Source organism: Barnesiella propionica, assembly GCF_025567045.1.
In the GTDB taxonomy this organism is placed as follows: Bacteria; Bacteroidota; Bacteroidia; order Bacteroidales; family Barnesiellaceae; genus Barnesiella_B; species Barnesiella_B propionica.
The window spans coordinates 80,501-99,578 of sequence record NZ_JAOQJK010000003.1; the positions used below are offsets into that span (position 1 = coordinate 80,501).

The 19,078-nt window shown below is 40.8% G+C and carries 16 protein-coding genes; 4 read left to right on the forward strand and 12 right to left on the reverse strand.

Going from position 1 to position 19,078, the window contains the following annotated elements; translation table 11 throughout:
- Positions 1-190: 190 nt before the first annotated feature.
- Together OCV73_RS05050 and zupT are read right to left on the reverse strand one after the other, a co-directional pair.
- Complete coding sequence (locus OCV73_RS05050) at positions 191-2,584, reverse strand: TonB-dependent receptor (protein WP_147549868.1); 2,394 nt, start codon at positions 2,582-2,584, stop codon at positions 191-193.
- 111 nt (positions 2,585-2,695) lie between these two features.
- Complete coding sequence (zupT, locus tag OCV73_RS05055) at positions 2,696-3,490, reverse strand: zinc transporter ZupT (protein ID WP_147549871.1); 795 nt, start codon at positions 3,488-3,490, stop codon at positions 2,696-2,698.
- Positions 3,491-3,664: 174 nt separating this feature from the next.
- Here zupT and OCV73_RS05060 point away from each other — a divergent pair, with 174 nt between their 5' ends.
- The 3 genes from OCV73_RS05060 to OCV73_RS05070 are packed head-to-tail and all read left to right on the forward strand — an operon-like array spanning position 3,665 to position 5,140.
- Positions 3,665-4,216, forward strand: a complete 552-nt coding sequence (locus OCV73_RS05060; protein WP_147549874.1) for an RNA polymerase sigma factor — start codon at positions 3,665-3,667, stop codon at positions 4,214-4,216.
- A 37-nt stretch (positions 4,217-4,253) separates the two neighbouring features.
- Positions 4,254-4,628: a hypothetical protein gene (locus tag OCV73_RS05065; protein WP_147549877.1), complete on the forward strand. Its 375-nt coding sequence runs from the start codon at positions 4,254-4,256 to the stop codon at positions 4,626-4,628.
- A gap of 11 nt (positions 4,629-4,639) precedes the next feature.
- Positions 4,640-5,140 (forward strand): hypothetical protein, encoded by a 501-nt coding sequence (locus OCV73_RS05070; RefSeq protein WP_147549879.1) that lies wholly within the window; start codon positions 4,640-4,642, stop codon positions 5,138-5,140.
- 235 nt (positions 5,141-5,375) lie between these two features.
- Here OCV73_RS05070 and OCV73_RS05075 read toward each other — a convergent pair whose 3' ends face one another.
- The 6 genes from OCV73_RS05075 to OCV73_RS05100 form a co-directional block, all read right to left on the reverse strand.
- Complete coding sequence (locus OCV73_RS05075; RefSeq protein ID WP_147549882.1) at positions 5,376-8,189, reverse strand: porin family protein; 2,814 nt, start codon at positions 8,187-8,189, stop codon at positions 5,376-5,378.
- A 12-nt stretch (positions 8,190-8,201) separates the two neighbouring features.
- A complete protein-coding gene (locus OCV73_RS05080; protein WP_167551211.1) occupies positions 8,202-10,184 on the reverse strand; it encodes a carboxypeptidase-like regulatory domain-containing protein in 1,983 nt (660 codons plus the stop codon).
- 56 nt (positions 10,185-10,240) lie between these two features.
- The gene (locus tag OCV73_RS05085; protein ID WP_147549888.1) at positions 10,241-10,783 is read right to left on the reverse strand and encodes a DUF3575 domain-containing protein; all 543 of its coding nucleotides are present in this window, start codon (positions 10,781-10,783) and stop codon (positions 10,241-10,243) included.
- Positions 10,784-10,989: 206 nt separating this feature from the next.
- On the reverse strand, positions 10,990-12,084 hold the full coding sequence (gene meaB / locus OCV73_RS05090; protein ID WP_147549891.1) for a methylmalonyl Co-A mutase-associated GTPase MeaB: 1,095 nt from the start codon (positions 12,082-12,084) through the stop codon (positions 10,990-10,992).
- An 11-nt stretch (positions 12,085-12,095) separates the two neighbouring features.
- Complete coding sequence (locus tag OCV73_RS05095) at positions 12,096-13,169, reverse strand: DUF1573 domain-containing protein (RefSeq protein WP_147549894.1); 1,074 nt, start codon at positions 13,167-13,169, stop codon at positions 12,096-12,098.
- A 37-nt stretch (positions 13,170-13,206) separates the two neighbouring features.
- A complete protein-coding gene (locus tag OCV73_RS05100; RefSeq protein ID WP_147549897.1) occupies positions 13,207-13,596 on the reverse strand; it encodes a DUF1573 domain-containing protein in 390 nt (129 codons plus the stop codon).
- A 163-nt stretch (positions 13,597-13,759) separates the two neighbouring features.
- Between OCV73_RS05100 and OCV73_RS05105 the strand changes: the two genes are divergently transcribed.
- Positions 13,760-15,577 carry a MutS-related protein gene (locus OCV73_RS05105; protein ID WP_147549899.1) on the forward strand — a complete coding sequence of 606 codons (1,818 nt, stop codon included), beginning with the start codon at positions 13,760-13,762 and terminating at the stop codon, positions 15,575-15,577.
- Between the two features lie 33 nt (positions 15,578-15,610).
- Here OCV73_RS05105 and OCV73_RS05110 read toward each other — a convergent pair whose 3' ends face one another.
- The 4 genes from OCV73_RS05110 to OCV73_RS05125 all read right to left on the reverse strand — a co-directional run bounded on the left by OCV73_RS05110 (position 15,611) and on the right by OCV73_RS05125 (position 19,042).
- Entirely contained in the window at positions 15,611-16,240 is a 630-nt protein-coding gene (locus OCV73_RS05110) for a hypothetical protein (protein ID WP_147549901.1), read from the reverse strand.
- On the reverse strand, positions 16,240-17,214 hold the full coding sequence (locus tag OCV73_RS05115) for a hypothetical protein (RefSeq protein ID WP_147549904.1): 975 nt from the start codon (positions 17,212-17,214) through the stop codon (positions 16,240-16,242). The genes OCV73_RS05110 and OCV73_RS05115 overlap by 1 nt, the downstream gene beginning before the upstream one ends.
- A 7-nt stretch (positions 17,215-17,221) precedes the next feature.
- Positions 17,222-17,596: a hypothetical protein gene (locus tag OCV73_RS05120; RefSeq protein ID WP_147549907.1), complete on the reverse strand. Its 375-nt coding sequence runs from the start codon at positions 17,594-17,596 to the stop codon at positions 17,222-17,224.
- Between the two features lie 66 nt (positions 17,597-17,662).
- Positions 17,663-19,042 (reverse strand): SU10 major capsid protein, encoded by a 1,380-nt coding sequence (locus OCV73_RS05125; RefSeq protein WP_147549910.1) that lies wholly within the window; start codon positions 19,040-19,042, stop codon positions 17,663-17,665.
- Positions 19,043-19,078 lie beyond the last annotated feature (36 nt).

Here is a 19,078-nt window from a genome sequence, read left to right on the forward strand (position 1 = left end):
CTGAATGTTTATATACGGAGAACAGGTTATAATTATGTTTCTTTAAAAAGTACAAACAATATTATCTAAACAACCTATCCGATATAAAAACAGAAAACGGTCATTCCATCGGACAAGTTCCAAAGAATGACCATAAAAAGCAGTACTTTAATATGTGCAAAATACACAAATACTTATGTACAATCAGCCGTCAGAATTTTACGGTTACATCCATTCCGAATGTCAAGGGACGTCCCCGCTGCATAAAACTATTATCGACAGCCAGATTCTCGGCATTCATGGTCTCAAAATAGAAACTCTGGTAACGTGTATCAAGCAAATTCTTAGACCAGAGTCTTATCTCCGCATTACGGTTAGCCAAGGTAATTCCGGCATTTAACAATCCGTAAAATCCTTGCGACACATCATTTCTCTCAGTCCAGTATATTTTCCCTCGTCCTAAATATTGCGCATCGAAAGTAAGGCTGGTATTCCGATTAATATTGAGTGTATAAGCTCCTGTAACAGATAACGTATGCATAGGAGCGAACGGAACGTAATTACCCGTATAATCGGATGCGCCGTCATGGTATTTTTTAAACGTAGCGTGAGTATATCCATATCCGGCCGTAAGTAATACGCTCTTTACGGGAGTAGCCTGCAAAGAAGCTTCCAGGCCGTAACTGGCTGTACGTCCCGAATTACGTGTGACGCGTCCATATCCGCTTACAGCCGATATTTGCTGGTCTCTGCAATCGATATAGAACAATGCGGCATCTGCCGTAAGCTTATTATCCAGCATCCGGGCTCTCCCTCCTATTTCATAATTCCAGCTATGCTCAGGTTTATAAGAAATAACGTCATTTACCGACAAAGGCTCTGAACTTCCTCCCATCGACGGCATATTCCCTCCCATACCGGGCATATTATCCATCAGAGTTTTCATCATATCGGTACGTATCTGAGCCTGTATGAGATTAGAAAACATCTGAAAATTATACCCGCCGGAACGATATCCCCGCGCGGCAGATGCATAAATAAAAGCGCTTTTAGCGAATGTGTATTTTATCTCGAATTTAGGTAAAAGTTCTACTGTGTTCATCGACTCTGCACCTTCGAGCCCCAGAGGAAGAACAAACGGTATTCTGAACAATTCTATATCGTTCCCCATAATATTCTTCGTTCCGGTAATATGGCCCGATAAATCTTCGGTAGCATAAGTATGGTGAGTAATTTCCAAATGTTCATAGTCCAGGCGTAATCCTGCTGTGACAGACAGCCCTTTAGTAAAAAGATCGTTTGCAGTAAACTGTCCGAATGCGGCAAAACCGTAAGAAGGAGTCCTATATATCCCGTCGATATACAAGTCGCTATTATTCACATCTACTTTCATCACAGGCATTGCGGGGAATTTATCCTTTAGGGTAGCCAGTTGCTTATTCGTCTGATCGGCAATCAGCAGGCGTATCCCGTCATTCCTGAAATCCACCGGGCCGTCTGTTTTTTGACCTTGATACGAGCCGAATACTCCGGCCAACCACTGCCAGCGTTTTTCAGGAGTAGCCTTGATAACCAACTCCTGCGTAACGGTGTGTGCACGTTGTTTTTGTCTCAGGGTAAATATCGACAAAGGAGTAAAATCCTGGTCAAAATGCAGGTCATCGTCCAGGAATTGATAACTTGTCGTAGAGCTGAACATAAACCGGTCGTGTATGTATTGAGCCAATACTCCCCCCGTTATCACATCTCTGCGGTAAGAAGATTCGTCATTATAATTTATATCCCCCCATTTTCCCGTCTCTTTATCGTAAAAATTATAAGGATATCCTTTCTGATCGCTGGATTCAAAGTCAAAATTAACCGCCAATTTACACCGCTTATTCGCCCGCCACTGGAATTGGAATTGGGCTCCTCCCACTTTCGTATCACCAGAAGATTTATCATTATATTTATTAGTAAAATAACCATCATTGCTGCGATACCGGGCACCAAGAGAGAAAGCCATTTTCCCGTTTATTTTCCGGCTTGTAAATGCAGATATCCCCATAGCCGAATAATTACCTCCGCCAAGCATAATTTTCGTACCCTGATAATCAAAAGGGGACTTCGTATATATATTAATAAGCCCAGCCATCGTATTACGACCGTAAAGAGTGCCCTGGGGCCCTCTCAATATTTCTATCCGGTCTATTTCCAGAAAATCGAAATCAAAAGCGCTCTTATCGAGATAAGGTATATTATTCACGTTCAGTCCTACGGCCGGGGAGTTGATACGGGAACCGATGCCCCGGATATAAGCTGACGAAATAAGTTTCGAACCGTAATCGGGAATAAACAAATTAGGAGCTACCGTCGAAATATCTTTGACAGAACGAAGATTCAATTCCTCTATGTTGCGCTCACTTAAATAAGTGATAGAACCCGGAAACTCGAAAAGTTTGGCATAAGCTTTCGGATTGCTGATAACCGTAACTTCATCCAGCCTATAAGAACGATATCCCGCACTGTCGGTCTCCAGAAAAGTATCACTGTTTTTACTTACAGGCAAAGCATTTACCGGTAACAACCACCCGAGAAAGAATAAAGAGAGTAGTATTTTTCTCATAAAAAACTAACTTTGGAGGAATAACGATAATTATCCCAATTATTGTCATACAAAATAAATCAACCTGAACAGCATACACAATCACAACATATAGTGATTTTGACTCCGCTTTTACATAAACATCAAAAGACTAACGGCCATCAAAGCCATCCCCAGGACTACTCCGCCGATACCCCAATGATGATGTCCGTATTTCTCTGCACCCGGTAATAATTCATCAAAGGAAATAAATACCATTATACCGGAGACAAAAGACAAGAGCAATGCATTGATAACCGGAGTCCAGAAAGGAAAAAGGAATAAAAAACCGACCAGTGCACCTAAAGGTTCGCTCATCCCGGACAACAAAGAATACCAAAAAGCTTTTTTCCGGTTACCCGTCGCATGATAAATGGGAACGGAAACCGCTATCCCTTCCGGTATATTATGTATAGCAATAGCCACTACAATAGGAATGGCTATATCCATATTCTCTAAAGCCGAAGCGAAAGTAGCCAGCCCTTCCGGAAAATTATGTATGGCAATAGCAAAAGCCAGTAATGCTCCCGTACGTTTAAGTCCGCCCTTATTATCAACATCTTCCACATTATGAACCTCATGAGGATTTTCATCTTCGGGAATAAGAAAATCTATTATAGCGATCAAACCTATTCCGGCAAAAAAAGAGCCCAGCATATACAGAGTAGCGGTACGTTCGGGAAGCGATTCACCCAGTAACGCCAAAGATTCCGGTATCAATTCCATAAAAGATATATATATCATTACACCTGCCGAAAGGCCCAACGCTCCCGACAGAAAACGGGTATTGGTATGTTTACTGAAAAAAGCGAGTAAACTCCCGATTCCGGTTGACAAACCCGCGAGCATAGTAAGCCCGAATGCGACTAATATAGTTGTATGATCCATCTTATATTTTTTTAATATCTTAGACTTAAATATCTTATAATTTTTATAATAACAAAAAAAGTGTATAACATGTTATTGCGAAACCGGCAATACTGTGTAAATTTACAAACAAAAACGAGTCCTGCTACAGGATTCATACCGTAATTTTTACGGTTGTCCGAATGAAAACAAGATATGCAAACCTACAACGAAGAGACTGTTATCGAGCGGCTACAGAAACCTGCTACATGTCGTGATGCTTTTACTCAGGTGGTGGCACATTATAGTGAACCTCTTTATTGGCTGATACGTAAAATGGTAATTTCCCACGAAGATACCGACGACCTTTTACAAAATACGTTCATGAAAGCATGGGGAAGCATCGAATATTTCCGGGGAGATGCTAAATTATCTACCTGGCTTTATCGTATAGCGGTAAACGAAAGCCTTACATTCCTGACAAAGCAACGGCAAACCAGACACATATCCATAGACGACGCGGACAGTTATCTTTTAGAAGCACTGGAGTCGGAAGAATGGTTCGACGGAGACAAAATGCAAAAACTTCTTCAGAAAGCAATACTGAAACTACCCGAAAAGCAACGGCTGGTATTTAATATGCGTTACTTCGATGAAATGAAATATGAAGATATTTCAGAGATATTAGGAACTTCAGTTGGGGCGTTGAAAGCATCTTATCACATTGCGTCGAAAAAAATCGAAGATTTTTTATCCGACCAGGATTAAACCTTCTTATCTCACTATAGTCTAAAGTATAAAATATATGGAAAAGAAGAATAACATATTGAACCAGATTGACCGGAAAAGCGGATTCACGACGCCGGAAAATTATTTCAAGAATTTCAGTGAACGCATGCGTACACAATTACCGGAAAGAGAAATACCCGATTTACATCAGTCTACGCTTTGGGAACGAATACGGCCACTCGTCTACATGGCTGCCATGTTTATGGGGGTCGTCCTGATGATGAAGATATTTACCGGAAACGGCAACAATAAAACAGAAGGGAACTATCCCGCCATGAGCAAAATCGCTTCGGTACAGGATGAACAACTACTGGATGATTATATATATTACGGAAACATCGATGAATATACTATCATGGAAATGATGTATTCCGATTCTAATCTACAATAAAATACAAGACAATGAAACGTATATTATCTCTTACTCTCATATTTATTCTTTCTGTTTCATCTTTTATGCTTTTTGCCCAGAATACGGATAAAAAGAAAGAACAGGAAAAGCGAAAAGCATGGCTCGAAGAATTCAGATCGATAAAACGTAATTTCCTTATAAAAGAAATAGGGCTTTCCGATGAAGAAGCTGCTCGTTTCTTTCCCTTATACAATGAGAAAGAGACAAAAAAGCATAAACTACATAAGGAAAACAGGCAACTGACACGCAGCATACTCAAGTCAAATGAGAAAGTGACCGACGCCGAATACGAAAAAGCCGCGGATGCCTTGGTAGATATTCCTGTTCAGGAAGCAGCCATAGAAAAAGAATATTACTTGAAATTCAAACAGTTCTTATCGAAAGAAAAGTTATTCAAATACCGACAGGCAGAATTAAAATTCCCACAGGAAATGTTGAAATACAGAGATAAGAACCAAACAAGAAAAGGACATTCCGGAAAAAGAAAATAATTCACTTCAGATTGTAAATATTCTCTTTATAATTTAAGCCATTCGTAATATAAACGAATGGCTTCTTTATATAGATAGTTCACACAAAAAACATTCAATGTTTCCGAATAAATATCGCACGGGAAAAAACCAGGATTACGGCAAGACCACCGCGTGTGAATAAAAAAGGTTGTTCCGGAATCGGGGAACAACCTTAAATATATATTTCAGGTAAAAGAGTATTATCGGAAACTCATTAAAATTTGTATGATGCACCTAATCTCAGATTTCCGTTAATAGCATAACTTCTTGCAGAACAGGAATAGATAGCCCCATCCCATAATTGCATGGAAGGTTCGAGGAAAATATCCACATTCTCGGAAACACTCCACGCGGCCTGTAAACCCAATGAAGCGCCCAAACCCGTTCCGGACTTTATATCGCCTCCGAAAACAAATCCTAATGACGGACCTGCCATACCCCATATATCAAAGGGGCGTTTAGAATCATAACCGGATAATAAAGTAGCGAGGCTGAACATATAATCGGCATTCAACGATATAAGTCCGAGATTATTCTCAGTAATGGGCAATAAACTGTAATCAACAGAGAAACGCACCCCTGAAATTTTGGTAAAACGGTAGCCGTAGGCGACAGCTATACTGGTTGCCAGATTTTTCGAGAAATTCGATGAACGGAAAGTTGTTTCGCTAAATGCCCCCGGACCTATAGAAACTGAAACGGACGAATTAGGCGTAAATCCTAAATTGGCACTTGTTCCGTTCATTCGGGACGAAGCTTCGCCTATCTTATAGTTCAAGCCTACGGATAACATTGCCTCCGGATTCAATTTACGTGTAGGGCTCGTCCGGTTCTTACCCTGCAATAATATTTTAGGTTCCACAAAAATATCTACATGTGAAGAGACATTGAAACGTCCTTGAATACCAAAGTCCAATGAGGGAACAAAACATTCATCTCCTTTCATATAATTCAGCCCGAGACCGGCACCGGCAAATGCGATTACATCGAATACGCGGTGCGGGCTATACTGCAGCGCAAGATTACTGAGATTCATCATATAATCTAAGGACAAACCTGCATACAGATATTCTTTAGAACCATCCCGGCGTACTACGGAATTAGCTCCCAACCGCCATGCAGAAATTGGAGTGTACCACCGGCCCAATGCGACCTGCCCGGTCAAACCGTGATTAGCGGAAGAACGCGCTCCTATTACCGTCGTATTAAAGCCTCCGGCTATAGATACAAAAGATTTGGTATCGGCCTTATCAAACAATTCACGGCTATATTGTTTATTATATCCGTTGAACCGGAGATTGATTCCGGCACGGGCACTTAACAGTCCGTCAGTATGAATAACAGGTATAGTGCCATTTGCAAAACTATTGCCATATATATGCAACTGAGGTTCTATAAATAATCCTACAAAGTCGCTCACATGCCATAATCCCTGTAAACTTATATTAGCACCGGGAAATATATTGCGGGTATTCCCGGTCGTTAAAGCCACATTGGCACCTATTCCACCAATAAGTTCAAAAACACGGGATGGATTATACCCATTCAGGCAAGAAGTTATATTCCACATATAGTCAGCTCCCAGGATGCCTATTTTATGTATGGCAGGTCTGCCGTCTTTAAAACCTCCGGCTTCAACCGAAAGGCGGAGACCGGAAGTGGAAGAGAACCATTTCCCTACATATGCATATACCGAAGGTATGATATTTCCTTTCGGATGCCTAATTTGCGATGCATTGACAAGTATCATTCCCCCTACCCCTGCACCCATAAACATGTGGTCAGAAAATCCGTTATTTGAAAATACTCCGTTCTTATAGCGTTTAGAAGGCGCATAATTATAAGTTACCCCGGCCATGAGCGTTCCCACTGCATCCATATGCCCAAGATTAATATCTCCCCAAGTCTTGTCTTTATAAGCAGTAACGCGAGGTTCTACAAAAAGGTCTACATTATCGTTGAGATGTAAGACGGCCTGTCCTCCGATACCGAATCCCCATGTTTTATTTTTTTCTTTCCAGGCTTTCACATAATCATAATTCACTCCGGCCATAAGATAAATCTCAAAACGGCGGGACGGTCGATAACCTCCGAACAATGCATGCATATTCAACATATAATCGGCCTCTACTCCTATATCCTTAGTTTTCGGTGCATTCGGTTTAGATAAATAGGTTCCTTTAGCGGTAAATCTTAATCCAGAAGCAGGGGTAAACCATGTTCCTATTGAAAAGGATGCTACAGCCCCTTTATCCGAAAAAAGCTTTGAAGATGGTCTTAGCAAGGCTGCTCCGCCTCCGGCTATCGAAAAGAAAAGGTGATATATAAAAGGCTCCGTTCTTCGATAGGAGGCAGGAACGATACGATAGCCTAAACCTGCCATCAGAGAGAATTGCGTATCATATTTCCATGAAGATGTCCGGAAATCAAGACCGTCGCTGTAAAATCCGTAACGAGGTTCTATATAAAACACAGCCATCGGAGAAATATTTATTTTCCCCTGAAGCCCGAATCTTATTCCTCCCACATGTTTTCCCTGGGCAAACTTATAACCATACATATATTCCAATCCGGCAGTACCCACTAGTTCGAATATGCGGTTGTGCTCATACTTCAGTCCCAATGCGCTAAAGTTCAACATATAATCCAGCGAGACTCCGCCAAAATACGGATTCAGGTTACCGGGACCGTTATGTACTCCGGCATTCAATCCGAGGCGCAATCCGTGCACAGGAGTCAGCCAGTCACCGACTGTCAGACCTACGCGTCCGCCATAAGAATGATACCAGAACGGAGAATTCCCTCTCATAAAGGTGACACCGGCTTCCGGTGCAATGAAAAGATGATCACCGAATCTCTTTTTCTTAAACTTCTCGTTCATGGCAGGCTTTTGCAATACATAATCCAGAGCATTTGTTTCTCTTTCCGGCTTCTGCCCCCATGCCGGGATCATAAACAATCCGGTCAACACCGCAAACAATATATCTCTAAGCGGAAGGTTGTATATATTTCTTTCTTTTCGCATCATTTTCACGCACATTTATTCCTGCAACAAATCAAGTACATCCCCGTCGATCTTAGCGATATCCAATAATGATGGATCTAATTCTATCGCTTTACGCAAATGGCTTAACGCCGGCATTACCTTGTCTACACGGTTAGCCGCAATTGCCTTTATATATTCTTCTTTAGCCGATTCGCCCAATTTCTCTGCTTTATCCCAGGCTTCATCGTTCATCTTCAACGCCAGCAACATCAGTACTTCGTTCAAAGAACTCATAGACGCAACGACAGGATAGGCTTCCTCATATTTTCCATTCAAAGCCCGGGACACAGCAACGATTTTTTCAGTCATTTCATTAACCGGTAATAAACCTGCTATAGAATCGGCTTTCTCATATTTCCCTTCATGCAATAAAGCGATCATTTGATTACATCTCACCGCATCCGGCACATTTCCGCCCATATAATCTTTCAGTATTTCCGAATCAGGCCTTCCTAAAGAAATGCAAGTAGCAGCCAGGTCATTCGCAGCCACCATAAAACGCGGATAAACCTCCAGTGCCTGACGGCATATTTTTTCTTTCTTTATCAAATCATTTTCCTTGCTGTACAATCTCCAAAATTCATTCCGGGTCAATTGCTTGTAATCGGTTTTATATAATGTTTCTATTTCCTCATCGGTAAGATAACGGAATATAGAATAGGTATATTCATACTCAACCTTTCTCAGACGAGGCAAATATTCCGCAGCAAGTATTTTTTTAAAGAATGGAAGACGGGCAATTAAAAGGGACTGCCGGGTAATATTTTTCGGATTTTTATCTACGATGTCCTGGATCGCCTGAGCCTCGCTCTGCAATGAATCGGAACGAAGTTGCATCACCACAGTTTCCCATGTCTCCACGCGGGCCTCGGACTGTATAGACAAAACAGAACGCGTATTAGCCTGTAACTGTCCCAAGATAGCGTCCGTAGCAACATTCATACGTCCCTTAGCTAACTGAAGATTCCGTTCATAAGAACCATCGGGAGAAGACGCACCGGTAATGGAAAAAGTTTGTAGAGACGCATCGGGGTTAGACTCCACCAATTTTAACTCTTGATTCAGCCGCTCTATTTCGGAACGATTCATCTCATTTTTATAATCAATGGAAGTTTTTCCTATCTCGAACGTCAGCTTAACCTCTCCTTTACTGTCTCTCAACTGCATTTCTGCTTTCGGGAAATAAGCCGGATCGGTTATATAATTTTCCCCGAACTTATATTCCAGAAAACGTAACGGATTTACAATTCCCCGTGCAATAACAAATGTATCGCGGTACAATATACGATTATAATTTTCCAATGCCATTATCATATCACACCGGAAATCATCTTTCGGATTCTCGACATAGAGAGAGTCATTATAGGGAATTAGATCGTCTTTCTGCCCGCTACTGCTTTTTACGGTTATATATTCATGCAGAGGATCCATCGTAATATCATAATCATACAACCGCTGCTGCGTAATATTATATTCTTTCCCGTCAAAGACCAAAGGAGCCATATAACGAAGTTCTTTACGCGTTACGTTATAAATATCGGGCTGTATGATAAGCCGGGTATCCGAATCGAACATCTCTTTCGGAATCTTAACACGGGTCCTGACATGAAAATAATTTCCGATAACCTCTATATCGGTAGGTTCAGGAATTATCTTATCCACGATCTTTTTGGCGGCCACGACAACTTCGTTCAAATTCACGCTGGATTGTTCCAGTTTTACATCTATCTTAAGACGTCCCAAAACTTTTACCTCACGTTCTTCATAACCCAAATAAGTAAAAAGCAATGTACCGTTTCTGGAAATGGTTGCAACGTATTTACCCTCTTCATCCGACGTACCTACTGTCTTATTCGTCTCTTTATCATATATACTTACACGGTTCAACGGATTACCGTTAATATCGGTAACAAAACCCCTTACCCGAATAAAATCCTGAGCATATCCTTCTAAAAAAAATGTACTTAGGAAAAACAATATAATAACTTTATAAATTCCAGCAGAAAAAAAGCGCACCATGCTTATTGATGTATTTATTTAAAAATATAAGAAAAAGACAATCCCAGTTTCACAGGAGCCAGAGTTGTCTTCACATTATTGAATTGCAATGGTTTCCCGTCATGAATCCCATATTTATAATTCCTATACCGCATTATACCCGCACCGATAGTGGCCTCCATGTTCCAATGCCGGCCCAGTACCCACGCATATCCATAAGTGACCCCAGCCGCATATGCATCGCCCTGATAATAGTGAGATTTTATACGCATATCATAATTTGAGATCAATGCGGTAACACCCATAAAATGACGCACCATAGGACGATTGAACCAATAACGGAGTTCCGGCTGAAATTGTATAAACTTAGGAGAGATCGTCCCTATAGAAAACGGATTGCCCGCTATATCGGCATTCAATGTAAATCGTCGGGACAAACGAGCTTCCACCCCTAAATTGGGAGAAAGTGCAGCCCAATATACTGCATTTGTTTTGAGTGCCACTCTTTGAGCATGTAACGAACTCATTCCTAACAGCATAAAGGATAAGAATAATAATATCTTAGACCTTTTATTCATACTTTTTTAACTTTCATAAATCCCGGCAAAGATAATTTATTTTATTATCTGCAACAATAATAAAAACAAAATAAACTTATTTTTTATATATACAGGCATTTATTATATAATTTACCCGTGTTAAACAATTCAAAAACAAATAACATCGAAACAAAAAAAGAGACCCTATTTCAAGAACAGGGTCTCTCAACATATTTCCGAATTTTTCATTTTATATTAAAGTAGTAATCCAGAACATCTTTAGCTGCCATAAAAGAACTTTGTTCATTAGACAATACTTTCCGTTCCTTTTCCCTTAGCATAATTTCGATCTGCGGATTACGATAGAAATGATCCTTCAACTGCTCATTAATAGACTCGAACATCCAGTATTTCGATTGTTCCTGTCTTTTATGATCAAAATAGCCGTTCTTTTTTACAAACAGGATATATTCATCTATCATATCCCATACCTCTTTAATACCTATTTCATAATATCCCGAATAAGTAAGTACCTGAGGTTGCCATCCGGAAGGTGTAGGCGGGAAAAGATGCAATGCATTCCGGAATTGTGCCTGGGCCAGGCGGGCTTTTTCTATATTATTACCATCGGCCTTATTAATCACTATTCCGTCTGCCATCTCCATAATCCCTCGTTTTATACCCTGCAGTTCATCACCCGTTCCGGCCAACTGGATTAATAAAAAGAAATCGACCATAGAATGTACCGCTGTCTCCGATTGCCCTACACCTACGGTTTCCACAAATATATTATCAAATCCGGCAGCCTCACATAAGACAATGGTTTCACGCGTTTTACGGGCAACACCTCCCAACGAGCCGGCAGAAGGGGAAGGGCGAATAAAAGCTCCCGGATGCACCGATAATTTTTCCATGCGCGTCTTATCACCCAGTATACTGCCTTTGGATCGTTCGCTACTCGGATCGATTGCCAGTACAGCCAGTTTTCCTCCTTTTTTCAAAACATGCAGTCCGAATACATCGATAGATGTACTCTTCCCTGCCCCGGGAACCCCGGTAATGCCTATACGCACCGATTCACAAGTATAAGGTAAACACTTTTCTATTACCTCCTGCGCCAAAACCTGATGCTCATAAAGATTACTCTCTACCAAAGTGACAGCCTGGCTTAATATGGACATATCCCCCTTCAATATACCTTCTACATATTCTCCTGCCGTATACAGCCTACGCCGGGCTTTCCTCATTTTCTGCAAATAAGGATTAACTGTGGGAGGCTGGGATATACCTTTATTTACCGATAAGCCGGCATAATTATCGTCATTTTCTATATGTTCCATAATCAAGTATATTATTCTAAACGTCCTAATACCCGTATTACCTGAGAACTATTATGAGGATCGTTGGTAATCACAATTAACCGGTAATTAATAAGATTTGAACGGGACTTGGACGGATCAACTTCTATCTTCAAACGGGTAGATTTTCCCGGTTTAATTTTTTTCTTTCCTAATTTTATTTTCAGTACCGGAGTTTCGTTCCCTATTTTACGGATAATAAGCGGAGAATGTCCTTCATTGGTTATCTCCACTTCTTTCTCTACCTTTCCGGAACCTTTAACGAAACCGAAATCAACCGTCCGTTCCGATAGTTTCATCAGAGGAGCATTATCCATATTTTCTTTCCATTGGGAAAGATCTTCTTTTATATTCGCTGTTACGGTTATTTTGCTTAATGCCGACTTTAACGTGTCATCGGCCATATCAATCCGGAATTCATCTCTCCGGAATCCCCAGTCTTTCACCGATCCCGCATCGTAAGTAACAACCAATATTCCTTCCTCAAGGGGATGCAATACTTCCGGAACAAAAACAGCAGTAATGTGCTTAGGTAAATCTCTTATTACCGGTGTGACCGATTCTTTGCCACTATTCATCACCTGTATTTTTCCAGCCTTTGTTTCACCTTTCATTAAATCGAAAAAAGGAACCTGCAGGCTTTTAAGGTACAAAGCACCTATATTATAAGCATAATCATAAGTAGAATGAGCCGACCGTGTAACATTACCTGTTATCTTCAGGGTCATTCGCGACGGTTCGTTATTACTGTAAACAAAAATCGATTTATCGAATTTTCCGGGACGTCCTTTAGGGTTATACGTCACCTTTATAACTCCATTTTCTCCCGGAGCAATAGGTTCCCTGGAGTATTCCGGTACTGTACAACCACATGTAGCTCTGACCGATGTAATTTCCAACGGCTTATTTCCGGTATTGGAAAACCTGAACTCTGCAGAAACATTTCCGCCGTCTTCATCAAAAGTACCGAAATCATGTACAACTGATTCGAAACTGATCTTCGGCTGGGCAAATATAGATAGCATGGCAACCGAAAACAACAAACATAATAGAGCTATTCTTTTCATATCTTTATTTTAAATATCACAGACACAGTACACTCCGCTATTTCTGTTCAGGTTTCACGACACCAATAATAACCAAATTATTTTTACTAGGTTTTGCATTACTAACCACCGTTATCCCTTTCTTAAATTCTCCGGGACGTCCTTCGGGATTAAAAATCACTTTAATAGCTCCTTTTTTCCCGGGAGCAATAGGTTCCTGAGGAAATTCAGGTTTAGTACAGCCGCAGGAGGCCCTTGCATCCACTATTACCAAAGGAGACTCTCCTATATTAGTAAACTCGAACAGATGAGTTACGGGCCCTTTGTTTTCAGCAATAAAACCGAAATCATATTTTTTTTCGGTAAATTTTATTTTAGCCGGTGTTTTAGCACAAAGAACAGATACAGATATCAGCAACATCATGCTCATTATAACCAATCGTTTCATAATCAATATTCGTTTACAGATTTATTATTGCAAAAATAATATTTTTTTCTCAACATATTTATTTTCTCCACTTTTATACACAGTCGTTTTGAAACACGGTACACATCATATTACCGGAAATTCTTCTTACATTTGCCGGGCGATCAAAACCCAAAATATAAAAATGAACATATCTCCCGAAACTTATTATATCCGGCAACTGGATCTAACCCGGCAGCAACTAAAGAAGGTAAAACATAAAATACAATTTACAGGAACACTCCGTCTGGTCAATATACTTGCTATCCTATCAGGCATCTATCTTTTATGGGGAAACGGCATTGCCTGGTATATCACTACCCTAATAGCAGGTCTTATACCTTTTATGCTCCTTATCCGGTATCATAACCGACTTTTTCTACTAAAAGACTTTCTGGAAGCCAAAATACGTATTTATATAAAAGAATCACAATTACAACAATATGATTTTTCGGGAACTTATCCGGGCAATGAATTTATTGACCCGTCACATCCTTTTACTTACGATTTGGATGTATTCGGGGAAAAATCATTATTCGCCTATATAGACCGAAGCGCGTCCAAAATGGGAAGACTCCGATTGGCTTCCTGGTTATGTAATCCTCTCAACACTTCACAAGAAATAAAAGACCGTCAGGAAGCCATAACGGAGCTATCGGAAATGAATGAAACAAGAAATGACTTCCTAGCTCATGGGATGACTTCGCAGGAAACAGAATCTGATCCCGAAACCATAAACAATCTGGCAGATATTCCTTCTTTTTCCACCAACCGGATCATAAGTATATTCATTTCATCTCTGCCATATATTTATGGCATACTCCTTATCTTCTGGGTTCTCGGATACATTACCGGAAATTTTATTCTATTTTTATTCCTTACATTGATATTCATTTCCTTTTTAAACGCAAAAAAAGTTTCTTCGGTTCAAGCGAAATTAGATAAGGCATTAAAATCATTAAGTGTCTATACGGAACTTATCTACATGCTTGAGAACAGCCATCCCGAAAGCCGGCTATTAAATGAAATACGAGAAAAAATAATATGTAATGAAAAACCTGTTTCTGTGCGCATCAGAAAACTGAACAAACTTCTAAATAATCTGGACCAGAGATTTAACATCGTTGGATACGTAGTTCTTAACGGGTTCTTACTTTGGGATATGAGGCAATTGAATGCATTAGACAAATGGCTACGTGAAAATTCGGAAAAACTTCCTGCATGGTTTTCAGCCATTTCCGACTTCGATGCGCTCTGTTCTCTTGCGACATTCAAATATAACCACCCCGCCTATATCATTCCTCAGATTTGCAAAGATCATAGTGTTGTAATGGAAGCCCGGGAAATGGGGCATCCGTTAATTCCGGTCGAAAGATGTGTAAAAAATGATCTTTATCCGTTAGGACATTCGTCTTTTCTCATCATTACCGGAGCCAATATGGCAGGAAAAAGCACTTATTTAAGAACGGTGGGAATTAATTATCTGCTGGCTTGTATCGGAGCACCCGTATGTGCTGCTGAAATGAACATAACGCCCCACTCTCTTTTTACAGGATTAAGAACGACCGATTCGCTTAGTGATAACGAGTCATATTTCTTTGCCGAACTGAAAAGATTACAACAAGTAGTAGGAAGTCTCAAATCGGGGAAAAAAATGTTCATTATTCTGGATGAAATATTAAAAGGGACAAATTCTACCGACAAGCAAATCGGTTCGCTGGCACTGATACGTCAACTGACCGGACTGGGTGCGACCGGTATCATAGCAACTCACGATCTGGCCCTGGGCAAACTGGCCGAAGAATTTCCGGCATCTGTTAGAAACTTCCGCTTCGAAGCCTCCATTCATGGAGACGAACTATCATTTTCATACCGGATACAACCGGGGGTAGCACAAAACATGAATGCATGCTTCCTGATGAAAAAAATGGGAATTATCCCTCCTGATAAAAACCCGCAGTAACCGGAAAACAGTTACCACGGGCTCTGAAAGATTTTAATATACACTTCTCTGCATCATTATAGCCGCCATATCGGGACGTGCAAGTATTTCATAGACCAATGCCGCACACAAATAGCATACCGGAGACACCAATAAAGGATTTATATCAAAACTATCGGCGGATTTATCCGGAACAAGAACACCACGGATATATTCTATCTCATGCTCCGGAACCGATGGTGATAAAGAGTAATAATCGATTACCACATGGCCTTTATCATTTTTTCCAAGCACGCACACCGGTTTAGAACTTCCTCCCCGGGTATACAAATTATACTGTAACTCACAGCTCGGATGAAACTGGTCGATAAAACGAGTGACCGGACGATTCCAGCCTTTCATCTTGAAACTGGTTATCCGCAACACGTCATCGGGTAATACAACTTGTCCGCTACCATCCTGATTCTTTACCGGTACTAAGCCATAACCAATATCCACGGGAGTCAGTAAATCACATGAAACATTTAGCAATATCCGTGATAAAGCATCAGGTATTTTATTCCTGATATATGCTTCGATATCGACTCCGTCGGTCCGCTCAAACACAGCCTCCCATTGTGGAGTAAGTTCCTCCATATTAATTTTTACTTGGGAAACCAGATCTCTTAAACTTATCCGGCTCATTATTCTTCGGACCAGGGATATATTTTAACCGTAAAATCAACGTCATAGTACAAGTCTCCGGGGAACAACTCGTCATTGTGAGATTTCATATATACTTTTTCGGCATATATACTTACGTTATCCACATATTCCCATGCATTATTATTTCCGTTGGGCTCCACTCCCACCACTGCTCCGCCGGGAACATCCAGGAGTTTATAATAAAAACCGTGAAACCTTACAAGATCGGCATATTTCGAAGAATATACATACTTTTTAAAAGGATCCCATTCCCCTATTAAACGGGTGATTTTGCCCGGCTCTCCCTGCTCCCCGGGAAGTCCTGTCAGTTTTACCGGTTTAGACCAACCGGTATCGGGATCATGAAATGTACCGTTACCGTTAAACATCGCACAAGTCATCCATAAAATCCCTCCCGAAGGCAAAGCAGGGGGGACATCGTGCCAGTTCTTTCCCGGATTTACAGATAAAGTATCAATAATAGGAATTGTTATGTGAGTTCCCACAGATGCGAACTTATACATCCAATGGGTCTGGGATATGTACGGATTAAGCCGCAACTCCGTGACATAACTTTGCCACATTTGTCCATTCCACCACAACAGAATAATAGCCGGCCCTTTCGTTTCTACATGCAAAGCCGGATTCGCAGGTACAAAATAAGGAAAGTCATACACACCGGAACCTCCTGATATATACAAATAATAGGCCGGAACATCTATCTTTACATCGGGCTTAAAGGTAGCCGGATCTCCTATTATACCGGACACTGGAGCCTGGAACGGATGATTCGTATCACACCAGTTTTTACACGAAATATTCCACATCCAAACCGATTGAGTTTCTCCATTGATAAAAAATTGTCCGGGAAAGCCGCCTTCGGGATAAGCCGCCCACACGGCTTCCACATTAGGATAGAAACCCACATAACCTATTTTATATAAGCTATGTGCATGAGTATCAATAATACACATATATTTATCATTGTTTGATTTTCGGAAAACATAATCCCAAACCCTCCGCTTCTTTGCGTATAGAGGTTGAGTTCGGCATCTTTTTCAATGGAATATTATAAGGTTCGCCGGATAACCATTCCCGTGCCTGCTGCCAGTTCAAAATATGTTCAACCGGAGTCAAAACAGTTTTAGGTTCTGCAGCTTCACCGATTTCCTTATGTAATTTATACCGCCCCCCGAAAGCCGGATCTTGCTCCAGGGCTTGTTGCAAGGGCTCGTTATCGGTAGAAAAATATCCGGTCTTATTATCCGATGAAATAAAATCCACATATCTTTTCTTTCCTTTTACCTGAACAAAAGTCGTGAGGTTTCCCAAATTGGTATAATATATTTTCATCATATCACTTCTATTTTAAATGGATAAAAAAGCCTGCCGGTATTCCGGCAAGCAAATTTTCCTATAATATTATAATTTCGGTACTATTCTCATATGAGCCGCCGGATAACGTAACGTAAGGCAACTGGCTTCGGTAAGTACCAGTGCATCGGTATTACGGATGCCGGCTTTTTTCAGATCCAAAGCCTGTGTTCCGAAAGGTACATGCGACCATTTTTGTATAAATTCGGGATCGAAAATAAATCCGTAGTCACTCATACCGCAATCATCGAACACTTCGGAATACAGAACATACAATTTACCGAATTTCGATTTGATTTCTGAAAAATCGATGCCCCACTTTACAGTATCGTCTTTAGCTGTAATGACTTTTGTCACATCCAATTTATTAATTCGCCCGATGAACGCAGACCCACCGATAAGGACTTTACGTTTATTGCCTCCGTTCCCTGTAAAAGCCTTTTGCATGATATCTATCAGATCGTTTTGTGTCAACTCGGCATTAGGATCAAATTCATATTGTTTCCCGGCCTGCCACCAGATCCCCCCCGTAAGCATAACGGTTTCTTTTTTACGGCTATCGTAAATAGAACGCTTTACTCCGAACATAAAAGTCTTTTCCATCCCCAGACGCATATCGTATATTGCAGCCTCCTCTTCATCGGAGAATTCCCATTCAACCTCTTTGCTGGCAATTTTCTGAAAAGTGGATTGCTCTATCTGCATCTTGAATATCTGACAATGATTTTGCTCTTTTACGGGTAAGGATTCGAACTGCGCCGTTTGCACGTCAAGTTCTGTTGCGGCACGCCCCATACGGATAAAAGTCGAACCGGCAGGGATAGAGGGCACACAATTCTCCACAGAACCTATCTTTTTCCCGTTGATAGCATATACGTTCAACTCTCCGCTTTCTTCCTTGCTACTAATGTACAACACCAGATCGGCCTTTGATAACGTAGTACCGTCAGGTTCATATCCTTTGACATTTTGAACGAGGATTGTCTCTGTCACCTCAAAAATATCATTATTGGCCGTATTCAACTTTGCTTTCTGATGGTTGGAAGAAACAGCAGAAGAAGAGGGTTCACTATAAGCGGCAGCCAATGTTGTTTTAGTCGGTTTCACATCTACCGAATAATAATCGATAATCATAGAGCCGGACTTTCGCGCGCCTTTCCAGCGGGAGAGTTGATCTACCGGAGTCGACATGGGACGTATTTTGACAATTCGTTTATCAATCTCGCTTTTCAGTAAATCAGGGCTTTCCCTACGTGTAATATCTGTCGTGAGCGGTTCTCCCGTTACCAGTTTTCCTCCCGATATCCCGGAAATAGTGGCAGCCGCCAAACAGCTATGGCTGTCCCCTAAACCTATTACGGTTCCTATCACTGCTAGTACAAAGAATAAAAAATCCTGTGATTTCAAATAATTCAATAATAATTTCATAATCGTATTAAAAAAAATGTAGAATAAGAATTTCGA